The following is a 15,941-nucleotide window of genomic DNA, read 5'->3' on the forward strand; positions in this document are numbered from 1 at the left end:
AACCAGCGGCGACCGCGCGGCTGCGGCTGCGGCTGCGGCTGCGGCTGCGGCTGCGGTCGGGCTTCGGGCCGGGGCGCCGGTTCCGGGCGGGACAACACCCCGACAGCCGCCTCGTCCGCCACCGGCAGGCTTGCCAGAATGCGCGCCCGCAGTTCGTCCGGCGCCCGATGGTAGTCGGCCTGCCGCACGGCCCGCCCCAGCGCGACGATTCGCGCGCGCTCGCGGCGGCACGCTTCGCACCCTTCGACATGCTGCTGGACCCGCAACGCATCGGGCGCCGACAGCTCGCGGTCGACGTCCGCGTCCAGCAACGCTCGCGCTTCGTTACAGTCCATCGATCGCCTCCGATGCGGTTCCGCCAGCCGGCGTACGGCCCGGCCTGCCTTCGACCGCCGGTGCCGGCGCGCCGCCCAGCAACGCGGCGAGCTTGCGCCGGCCACGTGCCAGACGCGACATCACCGTGCCGACCGGCACGTCCGCGATCGCCGCAATCTCGCGGTAGCTCAGGTCCTCCATCTCGCGCAGCACCAGCACCTCGCGATACTCAGGCGGCAGCTTCGCGAGCGCCTCGTTCACGAGCCGCACGTTCTCGCCACGCAGCAGGTGCGCAAGCGGATCGTCGGTGGCCGGTTGCCAGTCGTCGGGTACGTCGGTGTCGTCGAGCGTGTCGGGCAGCGCGACCTCGTGCGCATGCGTGCGGCGACGCCATTCCGTGTACCAGGTGTGGCGCACGATCGTCAGCAGCCACGGCCGCGCGTTGTCGCCGCGGCACGAATCGACGAAGCGCAGCGCGCGCATGCACGCATCCTGGACGACGTCGTCCGCATCGCCGGCACTGCCGCTCAGCCAGCGCGCGAGGTTGTACGCGGCGTCGAGATGCGGCAACACGAGCGCGCGAAACCGCTCGCCGCGCGCAACCGCGTCGTCCGCCGACCGCTCTTCGACCGCCTGTCCGGCTTGCCCCACATGGCCTCCCTGGTCCCGGCGGCCGAAGCCGCGCCCGTTCCGCGCACGGCGCCCGGACAGACCGGCAACGTGCGCGCTCGATGACCTTACCGCCGTTGCGTCGAGTTTATTCCCGCGCCGTGCGCCGGACGCGTAAAAAATCGTCGGGCGATCCGGTGGCTGGACCGTCCGTCCGCGCCGGTTACGGCGTGGTGCTCCAGTAACCGGGGCTGGCGTAAGCGGCACGCAGGTAGTCGATGAAGTAGCGCACGCGCGCCGGCACGTAGCGCTGCTGCGGGTAGACCGCGAGGATGTCGTAGTCGGGCAGCGCATACTCGTCGAGCACGGTCTCGAGTTCGCCCGTCTCGAGCTGCGCGGCGATTTCCCACGTCGAGCGCCAGCCGAGCCCGAGGCCTTCGGCCACCCAGCGGTGCAGCAGCTCGCCGTCGTTGCAGTCGAGATTGCCCGCCACGCGCATCGTCGCGATCTTGCCGTGGCGCTGGAAATACCAGCCGCGGTTCTGCCCGCCCTGCAGGTTGAACGCGAGGCAGTTGTGCTTGAGCAGGTCGTCGAGCGACTTCGGCCGGCCATGCCGGCGGAAATACTCGGGCGTGCCGCACACGACGCGCCGGTTCGACGCAAGCTTCACCGCGACGAAGTTCGGATCGACAGCGCCGCCGATCCGGATCGACAGGTCATAGCCCTCGCGCACCAGATCGACGACGCGGTCGGTCAGGTTGAACGACAGTTGCATCTCGGGCTTGTCGACCAGAAAACCGGGGGCGTGCGGCGCGACGTGCTTGCGCCCGAACGCGGCGGGCGCGGACACGATCAGGTGCCCGCTGACCGCGCGCCGCCCGGCGGCCAGCTCGTTCTCGGCCTGGTCCCATTCGGACAGGAGGCCGCGGCAGCGCTCGAGGAACGCGGCGCCCTCCTCGCTGACCACCAGCCGCCGCGTCGAGCGGTACATCAGCTTCACGCCGAGACGCTTTTCGAGCGCGTCGATGCGCCGCCCGAGCACGACCGGCGACACCCCCTCCTCGAGCGCCGCCGCCGCGAGGCTGCCGGCATCGGCCACCCGCACGAACGTCTCGATCTGCTTGAAGCGATCCATCTCCCGTCTCCGTCTCTGTTCCGACACCGGCGGAAAGCCCCGTCCGGCCGTCATTCCATACTTTTAGTTTCGAAAAAAGCGACTCCGGCGGATCTTATCAAACCTTTCCTGCAACCCTAAAGTGTCCCCAACAGACCGATTTGCAAGATCCATCACATTCAAGGAGACATTCATGGCCAAGATGAGAGCCGTCGACGCAGCTGTGCTCGTGCTCGAGAAGGAAGGCATCCAGACCGCGTTCGGCGTGCCGGGCGCAGCGATCAACCCGTTCTACTCCGCGATGCGCAAGTCCGGCGGTATCAGCCACGTGCTGGCACGCCACGTCGAAGGCGCGTCGCACATGGCCGAAGGTTTCACGCGTGCGGCCCCGGGCAACATCGGCGTGTGCATCGGCACGTCGGGCCCCGCCGGCACCGACATGATCACCGGCCTCTACTCCGCATCGGCCGACTCGATTCCGATCCTCGCGATCACGGGCCAGGCGCCGCGCGCCCGCCTCTACAAGGAAGACTTCCAGGCCGTCGACATCGAATCGATCGCGAAGCCCGTCACGAAGTGGGCCGTCACCGTGCGCGAGCCGGCGCTCGTGCCGCGCGTGTTCCAGCAGGCTTTCCACCTGATGCGCTCGGGCCGTCCGGGCCCGGTGCTGGTCGACCTGCCGATCGACGTGCAACTCGCCGAAATCGAATTCGACATCGACACGTATGAACCGCTGCCGGTCTACAAGCCCGCGGCTACCCGCGCGCAGATCGAGAAGGCGCTCACGATGCTCAACGACGCGGACAAGCCGCTGATCGTGTCGGGCGGCGGCGTGCTCAACGCGGCGGCGGAAGACCTGCTCGTGCAGTTCGCCGAAACGATCGGCGTGCCGGTGATCCCGACGCTGATGTCGTGGGGCGCGATTCCGGACGACCACCCGCTGATGGCCGGCATGGTCGGCCTGCAGACGTCGCACCGCTACGGTAACGCCACGATGCTCGCGTCCGACTTCGTGCTCGGCATCGGCAACCGCTGGGCGAACCGCCACACGGGCAGCGTCGAGGTCTATACGAAGGGCCGCAAGTTCGTGCATGTCGACATCGAGCCGACGCAGATCGGCCGCGTGTTCGGCCCGGATCTCGGCATCGTGTCGGACGCGAAGGCGGCACTGGAACTGTTCGTTGCCGTCGCGCAGGAATGGAAGGCGGCCGGCAAGCTGAAGGACCGCAGCGCATGGGTCGCCGACTGCCAGGCACGCAAGCGCACGCTGCAACGCAAGACGCACTTCGACAACGTGCCGGTCAAGCCGCAGCGCGTGTACGAAGAGATGAACAAGGTGTTCGGCCGCGATACCTGCTACGTCAGCACGATCGGCCTGTCGCAGATCGCCGCCGCGCAGTTCCTGCACGTGTTCAAGGCACGCAACTGGATCAACTGCGGCCAGGCCGGCCCGCTCGGCTGGACGATCCCCGCCGCGCTCGGCGTGCGTGCAGCAGACCCGAGCCGCCCGATCGTCGCGCTGTCCGGCGACTACGACTTCCAGTTCATGATCGAGGAACTGGCAGCCGGCGCGCAATTCAAGCTGCCGTACGTGCATGTCGTCGTGAACAACTCGTACCTCGGGCTGATCCGCCAGGCGCAGCGCGCGTTCGACATGGACTACTGCGTGCAGCTCGCGTTCGACAACGTCAATGCGCCGGAACTGAACGGCTATGGCGTCGACCACGTGGCCGTCGCGGAAGGCCTCGGCTGCAAGGCGCTGCGCGTGTTCAAGCCGGAAGAGATCGAGCCGGCGCTGCGCCAGGCGCAAACGCTCGCGGAAGAGTTCAGCGTGCCGGTGGTCGTGGAAGTGATCCTCGAGCGCGTGACGAACATCTCGATGGGCACCGAAATCGACGCGATCAACGAATTCGAGGATCTCGCCGAAAAGGCCGAGCACGCCCCGACCGCGATCTCGATGCTCGACTGAAGCGCACGACATTTTTGACTGACTGACCGACCGAAGAGGCTTAGCTCATGCCGAAGTTTGCTGCAAACCTGACCATGCTGTTCAACGAAGTGCCGTTCCTCGACCGCTTCAAGGCGGCCGCCGATGCGGGCTTCGACGCCGTCGAGTTCCTGTTCCCGTATCCGTACGCGAAAGAGGAACTCGCCGAGCGGCTCGAGACGCATCGCCTGCGCCTCGTGCTGCACAACCTGCCGGCCGGCAACTGGGACCAGGGCGAACGCGGCATCGCGTGCCTGCCCGATCGTGTCGGCGAATTCCAGGACGGGGTCGGCCGTGCGATCGAGTACGCGAAGGCGCTGAAGGTACCGCAGTTGAACTGCCTCGTCGGCATCCCGTCGGCGAGCACTGCACGCGACAAGACGTTCGTCACGATCGTCGACAACCTGCGCTTTGCGGCCGATGCGCTCAAGCGCGAAGGCATCCGCCTGCTCGTCGAGCCGTGCAACAGCTTCGACATCCCGGGCTTCGCGCTGAACCGCTCGTCGGAAGGGCTCGACGTGATCCGCGCGGTCGGCTCGGACAACCTGTTCCTGCAGTACGACATCTATCACATGCAGCGCATGGAAGGCGAACTGGCCGCGACGATCGAACGCAACCTCGCCTCGATCGGCCACGTCCAGCTCGCGGACAACCCGGGCCGCAACGAGCCGGGCACGGGCGAGATCAACTACGCGTTCCTGTTCGCGCTGCTCGACCGGCTCGGCTATGCCGGCTACGTCGGCTGCGAATACAAGCCCCGCACCACCACGACGGAAGGCCTCGGCTGGCTGCAAAGCGTCGCCGGCTGCGCAGCCGGTTCGGCGCGCCGCGCCGCCTGAGCACCGCCCTTTCCGCATACGCCCCTATAGGAGACTTTCACATGGCAACCATCGGTTTCATCGGCCTCGGCATCATGGGCGCGCACATGGCGCGCAACCTGCTCAAGGGCGACCACCAGCTCGTCGTGAACGGCGCATTCCCGATCCCGGACGACCTGCGCGCCAGCGCGAAGGTCGTCTCGAACTCGACCGAAGTCGCGCAGAACGCGGACATCATCATCGCGATGGTGCCGGATACGCCGGACGTGCGTAACGTGCTGTTCGCCGACGACGGCGTCGCGAAGGGCCTGACGGCCGGCAAGCTCGTGATCGACATGAGCTCGATCTCGCCGCTCGACACGCAGGAATTCGCAAAGCAGATCAACGCACTCGGTTGCGACTACCTCGACGCGCCGGTGTCCGGCGGCGAAGTCGGCGCACGCGAAGCGACGCTGACGATCATGGTCGGCGGCCCGGAACAGGCATTCGAGCGCGCGAAGCCGCTGTTCGAGAAGATGGGCAAGAACATCACGCTCGTCGGCGACAACGGCGCGGGCCAGACCTGCAAGGTCGCGAACCAGATCATCGTCGCGCTGAACATCGAAGCGGTCGGCGAAGCGCTGCTGTTCGCCGCCCGCTCGGGCGCGGATCCGGAGCGCGTGCGCCAGGCGCTGATGGGCGGCTTCGCCGCATCGCGCATCCTCGAAGTGCACGGCGCGCGGATGACGAAGCGCACGTTCGATCCGGGCTTCCGCATCGAGCTGCACCAGAAGGACCTGAACCTCGCGCTCGACGGCGCACGCAAGCTCGGCCTCGCACTGCCGCACACGGCCAGCGCGCAACAGCTGTTCAGCGTGTGCGCGGCGCACGGCGGCAAGGCATGGGATCACTCGGCGCTCGTGCGTGCGCTCGAGATCATGTCGAACTTCGAGATCGAGAAGACGGCAGGCTGAACGCGGGCCGCCTCGCGCGACCGCCTTCTGTAGATGCAGCAACGCGTGGTCCGTCGCGATGACGGACACGCGAATGACACACGTGACCGGCACGGCCGGTCGCATCGATGCGCGACGCACTCGCGCATCACGGTGGGGCGCCCCGCCTCGCACTGCCGACGGCATGCGGGACGGGGCGAAAAACGCCGCTCTGGGCTGAGAGCGGCGTGGTGGGGTCCGCAGCGGCACCCGGCGGCGCCGGGGAAGCCTTGGTCGGTCAGACGTCGTCGTCGGGTGTCCGCCTGTCGGATTTCGCGTATTACATTTCTTTACGTTCAAGCGTGCGATTTTTCATGCAATCGTCGCGCTGAACGCCTACACTTTCGCCACGCCTTTCGAGAAAACCGCCGCGCTTGCGTTCACCTCCGGTGACCGCGCCCAGCGCGGTGTTTTTTTCGCCACTTCACGGCGCGTTTTCTTTTCAACCACCTAAGGAGTGCAACGATGGGTCTTCTTTCGTTTATCAAAGAGGCGGGTGAAAAACTGCTGGGTCATGCCGACGCACAAGCAGCGGAAGATCCGAATGCCGCAAACCAGACTGCGGCCGATGCCATCAAGAACTACATCAACACGCAGGGTCTCGATACGTCGAACCTGACCGTCGCGTTCGACGGCGCGTCGCGCACCGTGACGCTGACGGGCAGCGTCGCCGACCTCGACACGAAGGCCAAGGTCAAGGTCGCGGCCGGCAACGTGCAGGGCGTCGCAGGTGTCAACGACGACGATCTGCAACCGGACGATCCGGAAGTGCAGTACCACGACGTGAAGTCGGGCGACACGCTGTCGGCAATCGCCAAGGAAGTCTATGGCGACGCGAACAAGTACCCGGTGATCTTCGAGGCGAACAAGCCGATGCTGTCGAGCCCGGACCGGATCTACCCGGGCCAGAAGCTCGTGATTCCGCCGCAGTCCTGAGCATTCTTGCCGGACTGACGGACGCAAAAAATGGCAGGCCGATGGCCTGCCTTTTTTCATGGTGACGCACGCGGCCCGAGCCGCGCGTATCGGTCAGGCCGTCACAGCGTATCGAACCTGCGTTGCAGTTCGTCGCGGCCGTGAATGCCGTTCGCGAGCGCGAGCATCAGCAACACGCGCGCCTTGAACGGGTTCAGCGACCCTGCGCTCACGAAGCCGAGCGCATCGTCGTTCGCGGCGCCGTTGCGCATCACGTGCCCCGACCCGACGCGCGACGCGCGCACCACCGCAACGCCCGCGTTCACCGCATCGGCCAGCGCCGCCTGCAGCGTCGCATGGATCGACCCGTTGCCCGTGCCCGCGACGACGAGACCGCGCACGCCGGCGGCGACAAGCGCATCCACTGTCGTACGCGTCACGCCCGCATAGCTGGCGACGACTTCGACGGGCGGCCACGCAGCGGCGATCGCCAGCTGCGTGTCGCGCGATCGCGTGACGCGGCGCGCGAATTCGACCCGGCCGTCCTGCACCCAGCCGAGTGCACCGAGTTCCGGCGACTGGAACGCGTCGACTGCATAGGTGCTTGTCTTCACGACATCGCGCGCGCCGTGGATCCGGTTGTTGAATGCGACCAGCACGCCCTGCCCGCGCGCGGACGGATGCGCGGCCACTGTCACCGCGTTCAGCAGGTTCAGCGGGCCGTCGGACGACAGCGCGGTCGCCGGGCGCATCGCGGCCGTCAGCACGACCGGCTTGTCGCCGTTGACGACCAGGTGCAGCGCATACGCGGTTTCCTCGAGCGTGTCGGTGCCGTGGGTGATCACGATGCCGTCGATCGCCGGATCGGCCATCAGCGCGTCGATCCGTGCGGCGAGCGTGTTCCACAGCGGCAGCGCGAGATCCTTGCTGTCGATGCTGGCGATCTGCTCGGCGTCGATGCGCGCGACCGACGCGAGCGCCGGCACCGCGTCGACCAGGAAATTGACGCCGAGCGCACCGGCCTGATAGCCGGCCGTGCTGGCCGCGTCAGGCGCGGCGCCGGCGATCGTGCCGCCGGTGGCGAGCACGGCGATGCGCGGCAGGGCCGCCGCGGACGAAGGGGAGACGGAATTCGGAGTATTCATGGCCGCGATTGTAAAGGCTTGCGGCCGGGATCCGGCAGGTTCCGGCGCGACGTTCGAGGCCGGCCGGCGCACCTCATGGTTTGTCCCGATCGTCCGGCCGGGCGCGCCGTCAACGGCCGTGGTATCCGCAACGTTATAGGAAGTGCCGTTTTGGTGTTTTCACATTGATTTGCCATAATCGGAGCGCGCGGCGCGATGCGGCCCTATCCCCATCGCGCGGTGCTTCGTGACGGCGTCGATAACACGCAATTCACCCCATGGGAGTGTCGAAATGAAAATTCAATCGCTCGTAGCCGCAGTGCTTCTCGGCGGCATGCTGGCTTCCCCCGCATTCGCGGCGAACAGCCAGCAGGACAAGATGAAGGCCTGTAACACCCAGGCAGCCGGCAAAACGGGCGACGAACGCAAGGCGTTCATGAAGGACTGCCTGTCGGCGAAGCCCGCGAAAGCAATGTCGCAGCAGGAAAAGATGAAGGCGTGCAACACGCAGGCCACCGGCAAGAAGGGCGACGATCGCAAGGCGTTCATGAAGAGCTGCCTGAGCAGCCAGCCGGCCGCCTGAGTCCCGGCGCTCCCGTCTCGAATGCCGCGCACCGCTTCGGCGGGCGCGGCATTGTTGTTTTCGTTGCACGCGCATCGACGCACCCCGCCCCCGCGCTTTTGCCACGCGTCCCGCCCCGCTTTCCCGGCCCGCTGGACCGGCACCGCCACATGGTGCGGCAATTCGCCGCGTTTTCTTCTATGATGGCTGCAACGCGGCCCATCCAAGTACAAGAAGCGCCATCGGGCCGCCCTCGAGACAGACGCGTACGCGCGTCAAACGGAGGCATGGATGGCATGGAGACAACACCGCTGGTTCCGCCGCTGGCTGATCGTGATCGTATTCTGGGCCGTGCCCGTTGCGATCGTCGCCGTGCGCGAGATCCGCGAGGAAATGGCGTACAACAAGGCTGACCTGCAGCTCGCGCTGACCACCTGGCAGCTCACCGATGCGCAGCAGGCAGCCGGCGCCGCCGCGAAGTGCCACGGGGATCCTGACGAGGCGCGCGCGGTCGGCTGCCCGGCCGACGTGCTCGCCGCCAATGCGCCGCGCCAGCAGGCGGCCCGCGACGAATACGTGGTGCGCCGCAGCACGCTCGCGAGCTACCTGTGGCATGCGTTCGTCGGCTACTGGGTCGTGCCGGCCGCGTTCCTGTTCGCCTGCGGCGTCGTGATCGCGCTGATCCGCCGCGCGCTGCGCCGTCCCCCGATCAAGCCGCCTGTTCCGCCCGTCACGCACTGATACGCGCGGCAGGCGCCGCCGTCCGATCGACCGCCGTGTTTCCCGCATGCCGACCCGACCTCGGCGCGCGGGCGCCGCGTCGTCCGTTGGCGCGCCGCGACATCCCCGCGCGATTTGACGCTTTTTCACGTCGCAACGAAAAGGGGCTGTAATCCGCTGTGATATAACTGCCGACGTGATCCGCTCCCTGAGCGAGACTCACTCCGAACATCATCCGATGGAGAAGAACGATGCAAAAACGGAATCTTGTGCTGAAAGCCGCCGCTGCGCTCATCGTCGGTAGCCTCGCGCTCACCGGTTGCACCACCACCCCGGACAAGCCGGACAACGCCGCAACCAACGCGTCGAAGCGCCAGGCAATCGACTCGAGCGTCGACGCCACGCTGTCGCGCATGTACTCCACGGTCAAGGGTTCGCGTGAACTCGTCGCGAAGTCGCGCGGCGTGCTCGTCTTCCCGGACGTGATCCAGGCCGGCTTCATCGTCGGCGGCCAGTCGGGCAACGGCGCACTGCGCGTCGGCGGCAGCACGGTCGGCTACTACAACACGTCGTCGCTGTCGGTCGGCCTGCAGGCCGGTGCGCAGTCGAAGGCGATCGTGTTCCTGTTCATGACGCAGGAAGCGCTCGACGAATTCCGCGGCTCGGACGGCTGGGCAGCCGGCGCCGGCGCGTCGGTCGCGCTCGTGAAGATGGGCGCGAACGGCGCGGTCGACACGACCACAGCCACCGCGCCGGTCCAGGTCATCGTGCTGACGAACGCGGGCCTGATGGGCGACGTGTCGATCAACGGCACGAAGGTCTCGAAGCTGAAGATCTGACGCTGACGCACTGCCCGTGCGCACTGCGCGCGGGCCATGCGCAAACGGCGATGTCCTTGCGGGCATCGCCGTTTTTTTATCCGTGCGCGTCCTGCGCCATGCGCGTCAGGTCGTCGAGTCGATCACCTTGAAGCGCGAGCGCTTCTGCGCGCGGATCACCGACTGGTAGACGTCGACATACTGCTGCGCCATGCGGCGCGACGTGAAGCGCGCCTCGAAGCGCTGCCGCACACGCGCACGCGGCAGCAGGTGCAGCCGGTTCACGGCGGCCACCGCGCTGATTTCATCCTCGACGATGAAACCCGACACGCCCTCGTCCACCACTTCGGGTACCGCGCCGCGATTGAACGCGATCACCGGCGTGCCGCACGACATCGCCTCGATCATCACGAGGCCGAACGGCTCCGGCCAGTCGATCGGAAACAGCAACGCGTGCGCGCCCGACAGGAATTCGGCCTTCTGGTGATCGGCGATCTCGCCGATGTATTCGACGTGCGGCAGCGCGAAGAGCGGCTTGATCTCGCGCTCGAAGTATTCCTGGTCGGCCGAATCGATCTTCGCGGCGATCTTGATCGGCAGCCCGCACTGACGGGCGATGCGGATCGCCGTGTCGACCCGCTTTTCCGGCGAGATGCGGCCGAGGAACGCGAGATAGCGCGGCTCGACGGGCTGCGGCATGTACAGCGTATCGGGCAGCCCGTGATAGACGGTCGTCAGCCATTTCGCCTGCGGCAGCGGCTGGCGCTGCGCGTTCGAAATCGAGATCACCGGCGCCGTGTTGAACGTGTCGAACACCGGCTGCTGCTCGGGCAGGTCGAGCCGGCCGTGCAGCGTCGTCACGTAAGGCGTTTCCTGCCGGTTGAAGACCGAGAACGAGTAGTAGTCCATGTGGAAATGGAGCACGTCGAAATCCTTCGCGCGGCGCGCGACCGTCTCCATCAGCAGCATGTGCGGCGCGACCCGGTCGCGGATCGACGAGTCGAGCCGCAGCGCACGCGGCCAGACCGGCTCGAGCTTCGCCCGCGTCGTCGAATCGCCGCTCGCGAACAGCGTCACATCATGGCCGAGCTCGACGAGCGCCTCGGTGATGTAGGACACGACGCGCTCCGTGCCGCCATACAGCTTCGGCGGCACCGACTCGGTCAGCGGCGCGATCTGGGCAATTCTCATGGTCCACGTCTCCTGTGTCCTGTCCGTTGCGGCACGGCCGGCGGACGTATGCGCTTGCGCGCCCCGCTCGCCCCCATACGGCACCGGCCGGCTCGGCGCCAGCCGGATATCTCATTATTATTCGCGATCCCGCTGCCCGGGACCGCCCGTCTTGCATTTTATGGGTGTTGTTACAGGCAGGATACATTCCGCCTGCCGGGCCGATCCGGCCCCAACGCGGCCATCACGCCCGCACGCAGGCCGCCCCGCTCGTCAGCGCGACGGCCACTTCCATGCCGGCAGGTCGCGCGTGTCGGCATCGACGAGCCCCGTCGCGCCGAGCCGCTTGTCGAGCACCAGCGATTCGCAGCCGGCCTCGCGCTCGAGCGTCGCGATGAGCCGCGCCGCGTGCGACACGACGAGCACCTGCGAACGCTGCGCCGCCTGCGCGATCAGGCGGCCGAGCGCCGGCAGCAGATCGGGGTGCAGGCTCGTCTCCGGTTCGTTCAGCACCATCAGCGCCGGCGGCCGCGGTGTCAGCAGCGCGGCCGCGAGCAACAGGTAGCGCAGCGTGCCGTCCGACAGCTCGGCCGCCGCGAGCGGCCGCAGCAGCCCCGGCTGGCGCATCAGCACGTCGAAGCGGCCACGGCCGCCCGGGTTGTCGATCTCGACCGACGCGCCGGGAAACGCGTCGTCGAGCGCCGCATCGAGTGCCGCGCCGTCGCCGATTTCGCGGATCGTCTGCAGCGCGGCGGCCAGGTCGGCGCCGTCGTCCGCGAGCACCGGCGTATGGGTGCCGATATGCGACTGCCGCGCCGGCGCCTGCGCATCGGTCCGGAAATGGTCGTAGAACCGCCACGAGCGGATCCGCTCGCGCACCGCGATCATCTCGGGCGCGCCGGTCGGATCGGCGAACTCGGTCATCATGCTGTCGAAGCTGGCCACCGGCTGCGGAATCGTCTGCCAGTCGCCCGATGCGGTGCGCGCGCGGATCTGCGCGCCCTGCCGGTCGACCAGCAACGTCGACGGGCGCAACAGCGCGCCGCCCCAGATGCACTCGCGCTTGACCACCGGATCGAGCGAGAACTGCGAGCTGCTCGGGATCGGCATGCCGAGATCGATCGAATAGCCGAAATCGTCGCAGGCGAAACCGAGCTTCAGGCTCACGGGCCCCTTGCGTACCGTGCCGGTCACCGGTGCGTCGCCGTCCAGCATCGCTCGCGAGAAGCGCTCGGGGCCCGCCCACAGCGTCGACGGCAAGCCGCCTTCGCGGGCCAGCGACGGGATCACGCGCCCCTGTGCGGTGTCGGCGAGCAGCCGCAGTGCACGGTACACGCTCGACTTGCCGCTGCCGTTCGGGCCCGTGACGACGTTGAGCGCCGCGAGCGGCACGATCAGCTCGCGCAGCGAGCGGTAATTGGCGATGGCGAGCGTGTTCAGCGCGGTCATGACGATGGAGGGTGAGCATGCGGGCCGCGTTCAGCGGCCTTCGGCAGCCTGAGGATCGGCCGCGGTGTTGGCCGCCGTGCTGGCGGCAGGCGGCCGCGCGTGCGGCCGCTCGGGGTTCGGTTCATCCGGCGCCGATTCGTGCGGATACAGCTCCATCCGGCTGCGCGGCAGGCATTGCGGATAGCGATCCTGCAGGTACGCGATCAAGCCTTCGCGCACGCGGCAGCGCAGATCCCAGCATGACGACGAATCGGCCGCGCTGACGAGCGCGCGCAACTGCATCGCACGCTCCGTCGCGTCGGTCACCTGCAGCACCTGCACGCGGCCGTCCCACTCGGGCGCCGCATGGACGAGCCGCGCGAGTTCCTCGCGCAGCGGCGCGAGCGGCGTGCGGTAATCGACCGACAGGTAGACCGTGCCGATGATCTCCGAGCTGCTGCGCGTCCAGTTCGTGAACGGGTTCTCGATGATCCACTGCAGCGGCACGACGAGGCGCCGCTGGTCCCACAGCCGCACCGACACGAACGACCCGGTGATTTCCTCGATGCGCCCCCACTCGCCCTGGATCACGACCACGTCGTCGAGCCGGATCGGCTGCGTGAGCGCGATCTGCAGCCCGGCGATCAGGTTGCCGAGCACCGGCCGTGCGGCGATACCGGCGACCAGGCCCGCGACGCCGGCCGACGCCAGCAGGCTCGCGCCGACCTGGCGCACGTTCGGGAACGTCATCAGCGCGGCGCCGGTACCGATGATCACGATCAGCACCATCACGGTCCGCACGAGCACCCTGGCCTGCGTATGGATGCGCCGGGCCTGGAGGTTGTCGGCCGTATCGATCGGATGCGCCTGGATGATGGCGTCGCCGACGCCGGCGGCGAGCCGCACCAGCAGCCACGTGAGCGACACGATGGAGCCGACCGCCGCCGCCGTGCGCATGCCGCGCACGAACGACATGCCGTCGTCCGCCTGGACCCACAGGAATTCGAGCGCCAGCAGCGCGAGCACGACGAGCGACGGTCGGTCGATGTAGCGCAGGATCGCGCTCATCAACGGATACGGCTGCGCGATGCGCTTGACGATGCGCGCGCCGAGACGGTGCACGATCGTGACGACCAGTATGACGATGACCGACACGCCCAGCGTGCCGAGCCACGAATGGAGCGGCGCATCGGTGATGCGCTGCAGTTCCTCGATTGAAATCATCGGCGCCCGTGGGTGATGAGGCGCGCACGCCTCGTCCTGGATGCGTCGGCGACGTCCGGGCCACGCGCAGGCCCCGGACACGGCGTCAGATCAGTTGCCGCTCCTGCAGGGAAACGCCTTGCCGAGACCGAGCGACACCGCGGTGCTCGCGTTGTAGTCGGCCAGCTTCGGATTTTCCGCGATGTACTTGCGCACCGCGTCGGTCATCTGCTGCGCCCGGATGTCGGGCGGCAGGCAGAAGTACTGGCCGACCCGCGGCCCTGTCGTGCCGCCGATCGCGTCGATCGTGTTGTAGACGCCGTCGGCGGCGCCTTCGATGTAGGCCGCGCACGACGCCCGCGACTTGACGTCCGTCTTCGCGCACAGCCGGTCGAGATCCGCGCCCGTGAAAGCCGCCGCCGACAACGGCACGGCAAACGCCGCGGCACAAAACATTGCGCGCAACATGGTGTTCCTTATGTCAATGCGGCCCGAGACCGCCTGCTGCCTTGGCCGGCGCGGCGCCGGGACGCCCTGCTCCGGCCGGAATCCGGCCGGGCGGGCACCGTCTGCCGCACCGAAAACCGTCATTTTGCACTCTTTTGTGCATCTGCCGGCGTCGATCCACCCACGCGCTCGGTCCGCTTGCTCAGGATGTCGATCGCGTCCGGCGCCTTGTAGTGCTTCGCGAATTCGAGCGCGGTGATGCCGAGCTGGTTCTTCACCTGCGGGTCGGCGCCCTGGTCGAGCAGCAGGTTGACCGTCGACGCATGGTTGCCGCGTGCCGCCATCATCAGCGGCGTCGTGCCGTTCGGCGACGCGGTATCGATATACGCGTCGTGGTCGAGCAGCAGCTTCACCACCGCGTCCTGGCCGTTGGTGGCCGCGTAGTGCAGCGGCGCCCAGCCCTTCTTGCTGACTTCCGCACCCTTGTCGATCAGCAGCTTGGCGAGGCCGACATCGCCGTTCAGCGACGCGAGCATCAGCGCGTTTTCGCCGGCCTTGTCTTCCTTCTCGAGATCGACGTTCGGCGTCGTGGCAAGCGCTGCCGCGACCTTGTCGGACTTCTCGCGCGCGGCGATCACGATCAGCGGGTCGCCGTTCGGCGCGATCGTGTTCGGGTCGAGCTTGCCGCTCTTGAGCTGCTTGCCGATGTCGGCGATGTCGTCGAACTTGACGGCCTTGACGATCGCATCGAGCGATTCGGCATGCGCGCCGGCTGCCGCGAACAGGCCGCTCGCGACGAGCGCGGCGGCAACGAGTGCACGTTTCGGCAGAGGGTTGATCGGCTTCGTCATTGTTGTGGGCTCCTTCCCTGGGTTGTCGGCTGCACGCGCGTCATTAGCGGGCGATCTTGAACAGCCGGAAAAAGTTCTGCGTCGTCGCGTCGGCCAGCGCCTCGACGGCGATGCCGCGCTCGGATGCGATAAAGCGTCCGACATGGCTGACGTACGCAGGTTCATTCGGCTTGCCGCGATACGGCACCGGCGCGAGGTACGGCGAGTCGGTCTCGATCAGCAGCCGGTCGAGCGGCACGCGCCGCGCGACGTCCTGCACGTCGGTCGCGTTCTTGAACGTGACGATGCCCGACAGCGAGATGTGGAAATTCTGTGCGAGCGCCTGCTCGGCCACCGGCCACGGCTCGGTGAAGCAGTGCATCACGCCGCCCGGCACGTCCGCGCGCTCCTCGGCCATGATCCGCAGCGTGTCCTCCGACGACGAGCGCGTGTGGATGATCAGCGGCTTCATCGTCGCGGTCGCCGCACGAATGTGCGTGCGAAAGCGTTCGCGCTGCCATTCCATGTCGGCGATCGAGCGGCCTTCGAGACGGTAGTAGTCGAGGCCCGTTTCGCCGATCGCGACGACCTTCGGGTGCGCGGCCAGCTCGACGAGCTCCGCGAGCGTCGGCTCGTGCATGTCCTCGTGATCGGGATGCACGCCGACGGACGCATAGACGTTGTCGTGCGCGTCCGCGATCGCCAGGACCTCCGGCAGCGTCTCGAAATCGACGGATACGCACAGCGCGTGCGTGACGTCGTGCTCGCGCATGTTCTCGAGAACGGCCGGCAGGCGGTCGGCCAGGCCCTTGAAATTGATATGGCAGTGAGAGTCGACGAACATCGTGTTTCCTAATACGTAAGGCGGGCGCTCATGCGCGCGCCGGCATGCGGCAACGGGCGGCGTTCG

At 67.5% G+C, this 15,941-nt stretch carries 17 protein-coding genes; 7 read left to right on the plus strand and 10 right to left on the minus strand.

Annotated elements, in window-relative coordinates:
* From BDO18943_RS36240 to BDO18943_RS36250, 3 genes are all read right to left on the minus strand, one after another.
* Positions 1 to 335 (minus strand): anti-sigma factor family protein (locus BDO18943_RS36240; protein WP_175025965.1); only part of this gene is annotated, 335 nt, incomplete at its 3' end.
* Positions 325 to 966 (minus strand): RNA polymerase sigma factor, encoded by a 642-nt coding sequence (locus tag BDO18943_RS36245; protein ID WP_175025966.1) that lies wholly within the window; start codon positions 964 to 966, stop codon positions 325 to 327. The genes BDO18943_RS36245 and BDO18943_RS36240, both read right to left, overlap by 11 nt.
* 181 nt (positions 967 to 1,147) lie before the next feature.
* Positions 1,148 to 2,059: a LysR family transcriptional regulator gene (locus tag BDO18943_RS36250; protein WP_043188170.1), complete on the minus strand. Its 912-nt coding sequence runs from the start codon at positions 2,057 to 2,059 to the stop codon at positions 1,148 to 1,150.
* A 172-nt stretch (positions 2,060 to 2,231) separates the two neighbouring features.
* On the opposite strand from BDO18943_RS36250, the gene gcl reads away from it, so the two are divergent.
* The 4 genes from gcl (at position 2,232) to lysM (ending at position 6,750) form a co-directional block, all read left to right on the plus strand.
* Positions 2,232 to 4,007, plus strand: coding sequence for a glyoxylate carboligase (gene gcl / locus BDO18943_RS36255; protein ID WP_174914744.1), 1,776 nt, complete (start codon positions 2,232 to 2,234; stop codon positions 4,005 to 4,007).
* Between the two features lie 47 nt (positions 4,008 to 4,054).
* Positions 4,055 to 4,864 (plus strand): hydroxypyruvate isomerase, encoded by an 810-nt coding sequence (gene hyi, locus BDO18943_RS36260; RefSeq protein WP_175025967.1) that lies wholly within the window; start codon positions 4,055 to 4,057, stop codon positions 4,862 to 4,864.
* 41 nt (positions 4,865 to 4,905) lie between these two features.
* Positions 4,906 to 5,796 (plus strand): 2-hydroxy-3-oxopropionate reductase, encoded by an 891-nt coding sequence (locus BDO18943_RS36265; protein WP_175025968.1) that lies wholly within the window; start codon positions 4,906 to 4,908, stop codon positions 5,794 to 5,796.
* 483 nt (positions 5,797 to 6,279) lie between these two features.
* On the plus strand, positions 6,280 to 6,750 hold the full coding sequence (gene lysM, locus BDO18943_RS36270; RefSeq protein ID WP_043188163.1) for a peptidoglycan-binding protein LysM: 471 nt from the start codon (positions 6,280 to 6,282) through the stop codon (positions 6,748 to 6,750).
* 101 nt (positions 6,751 to 6,851) lie between these two features.
* Here lysM and BDO18943_RS36275 read toward each other — a convergent pair whose 3' ends face one another.
* Entirely contained in the window at positions 6,852 to 7,874 is a 1,023-nt protein-coding gene (locus BDO18943_RS36275; protein ID WP_175025969.1) for an asparaginase, read from the minus strand.
* A 271-nt stretch (positions 7,875 to 8,145) separates the two neighbouring features.
* Between BDO18943_RS36275 and BDO18943_RS36280 the strand changes: the two genes are divergently transcribed.
* From BDO18943_RS36280 to BDO18943_RS36290, 3 genes are all read left to right on the plus strand, one after another.
* Positions 8,146 to 8,436 carry a PsiF family protein gene (locus BDO18943_RS36280; protein ID WP_043188161.1) on the plus strand — a complete coding sequence of 97 codons (291 nt, stop codon included), beginning with the start codon at positions 8,146 to 8,148 and terminating at the stop codon, positions 8,434 to 8,436.
* 270 nt (positions 8,437 to 8,706) lie between these two features.
* On the plus strand, positions 8,707 to 9,156 hold the full coding sequence (locus BDO18943_RS36285; protein WP_175025970.1) for a hypothetical protein: 450 nt from the start codon (positions 8,707 to 8,709) through the stop codon (positions 9,154 to 9,156).
* A gap of 230 nt (positions 9,157 to 9,386) precedes the next feature.
* Positions 9,387 to 9,974: a BPSL1445 family SYLF domain-containing lipoprotein gene (locus tag BDO18943_RS36290; RefSeq protein ID WP_043188158.1), complete on the plus strand. Its 588-nt coding sequence runs from the start codon at positions 9,387 to 9,389 to the stop codon at positions 9,972 to 9,974.
* Between the two features lie 105 nt (positions 9,975 to 10,079).
* On the opposite strand, the gene BDO18943_RS36295 is transcribed toward BDO18943_RS36290, so the two are convergent.
* The 6 genes from BDO18943_RS36295 to BDO18943_RS36320 all read right to left on the minus strand — a co-directional run bounded on the left by BDO18943_RS36295 (position 10,080) and on the right by BDO18943_RS36320 (position 15,875).
* A complete protein-coding gene (locus BDO18943_RS36295) occupies positions 10,080 to 11,144 on the minus strand; it encodes a glycosyltransferase family 4 protein (RefSeq protein ID WP_043188157.1) in 1,065 nt (354 codons plus the stop codon).
* Between the two features lie 252 nt (positions 11,145 to 11,396).
* Positions 11,397 to 12,572, minus strand: a complete 1,176-nt coding sequence (locus BDO18943_RS36300; protein WP_175025971.1) for an AAA family ATPase — start codon at positions 12,570 to 12,572, stop codon at positions 11,397 to 11,399.
* A gap of 30 nt (positions 12,573 to 12,602) precedes the next feature.
* Positions 12,603 to 13,775 (minus strand): mechanosensitive ion channel family protein, encoded by a 1,173-nt coding sequence (locus tag BDO18943_RS36305; RefSeq protein WP_043188155.1) that lies wholly within the window; start codon positions 13,773 to 13,775, stop codon positions 12,603 to 12,605.
* Between the two features lie 90 nt (positions 13,776 to 13,865).
* On the minus strand, positions 13,866 to 14,222 hold the full coding sequence (locus BDO18943_RS36310; RefSeq protein WP_006485939.1) for a Rap1a/Tai family immunity protein: 357 nt from the start codon (positions 14,220 to 14,222) through the stop codon (positions 13,866 to 13,868).
* Between the two features lie 119 nt (positions 14,223 to 14,341).
* Positions 14,342 to 15,052 (minus strand): ankyrin repeat domain-containing protein, encoded by a 711-nt coding sequence (locus tag BDO18943_RS36315; RefSeq protein ID WP_175025972.1) that lies wholly within the window; start codon positions 15,050 to 15,052, stop codon positions 14,342 to 14,344.
* A 43-nt stretch (positions 15,053 to 15,095) separates the two neighbouring features.
* A complete protein-coding gene (locus BDO18943_RS36320; protein WP_175025973.1) occupies positions 15,096 to 15,875 on the minus strand; it encodes a TatD family hydrolase in 780 nt (259 codons plus the stop codon).
* Positions 15,876 to 15,941 lie beyond the last annotated feature (66 nt).

The organism is Burkholderia aenigmatica, assembly GCF_902499175.1.
Taxonomy (GTDB): Bacteria; Pseudomonadota; Gammaproteobacteria; order Burkholderiales; family Burkholderiaceae; genus Burkholderia; species Burkholderia aenigmatica.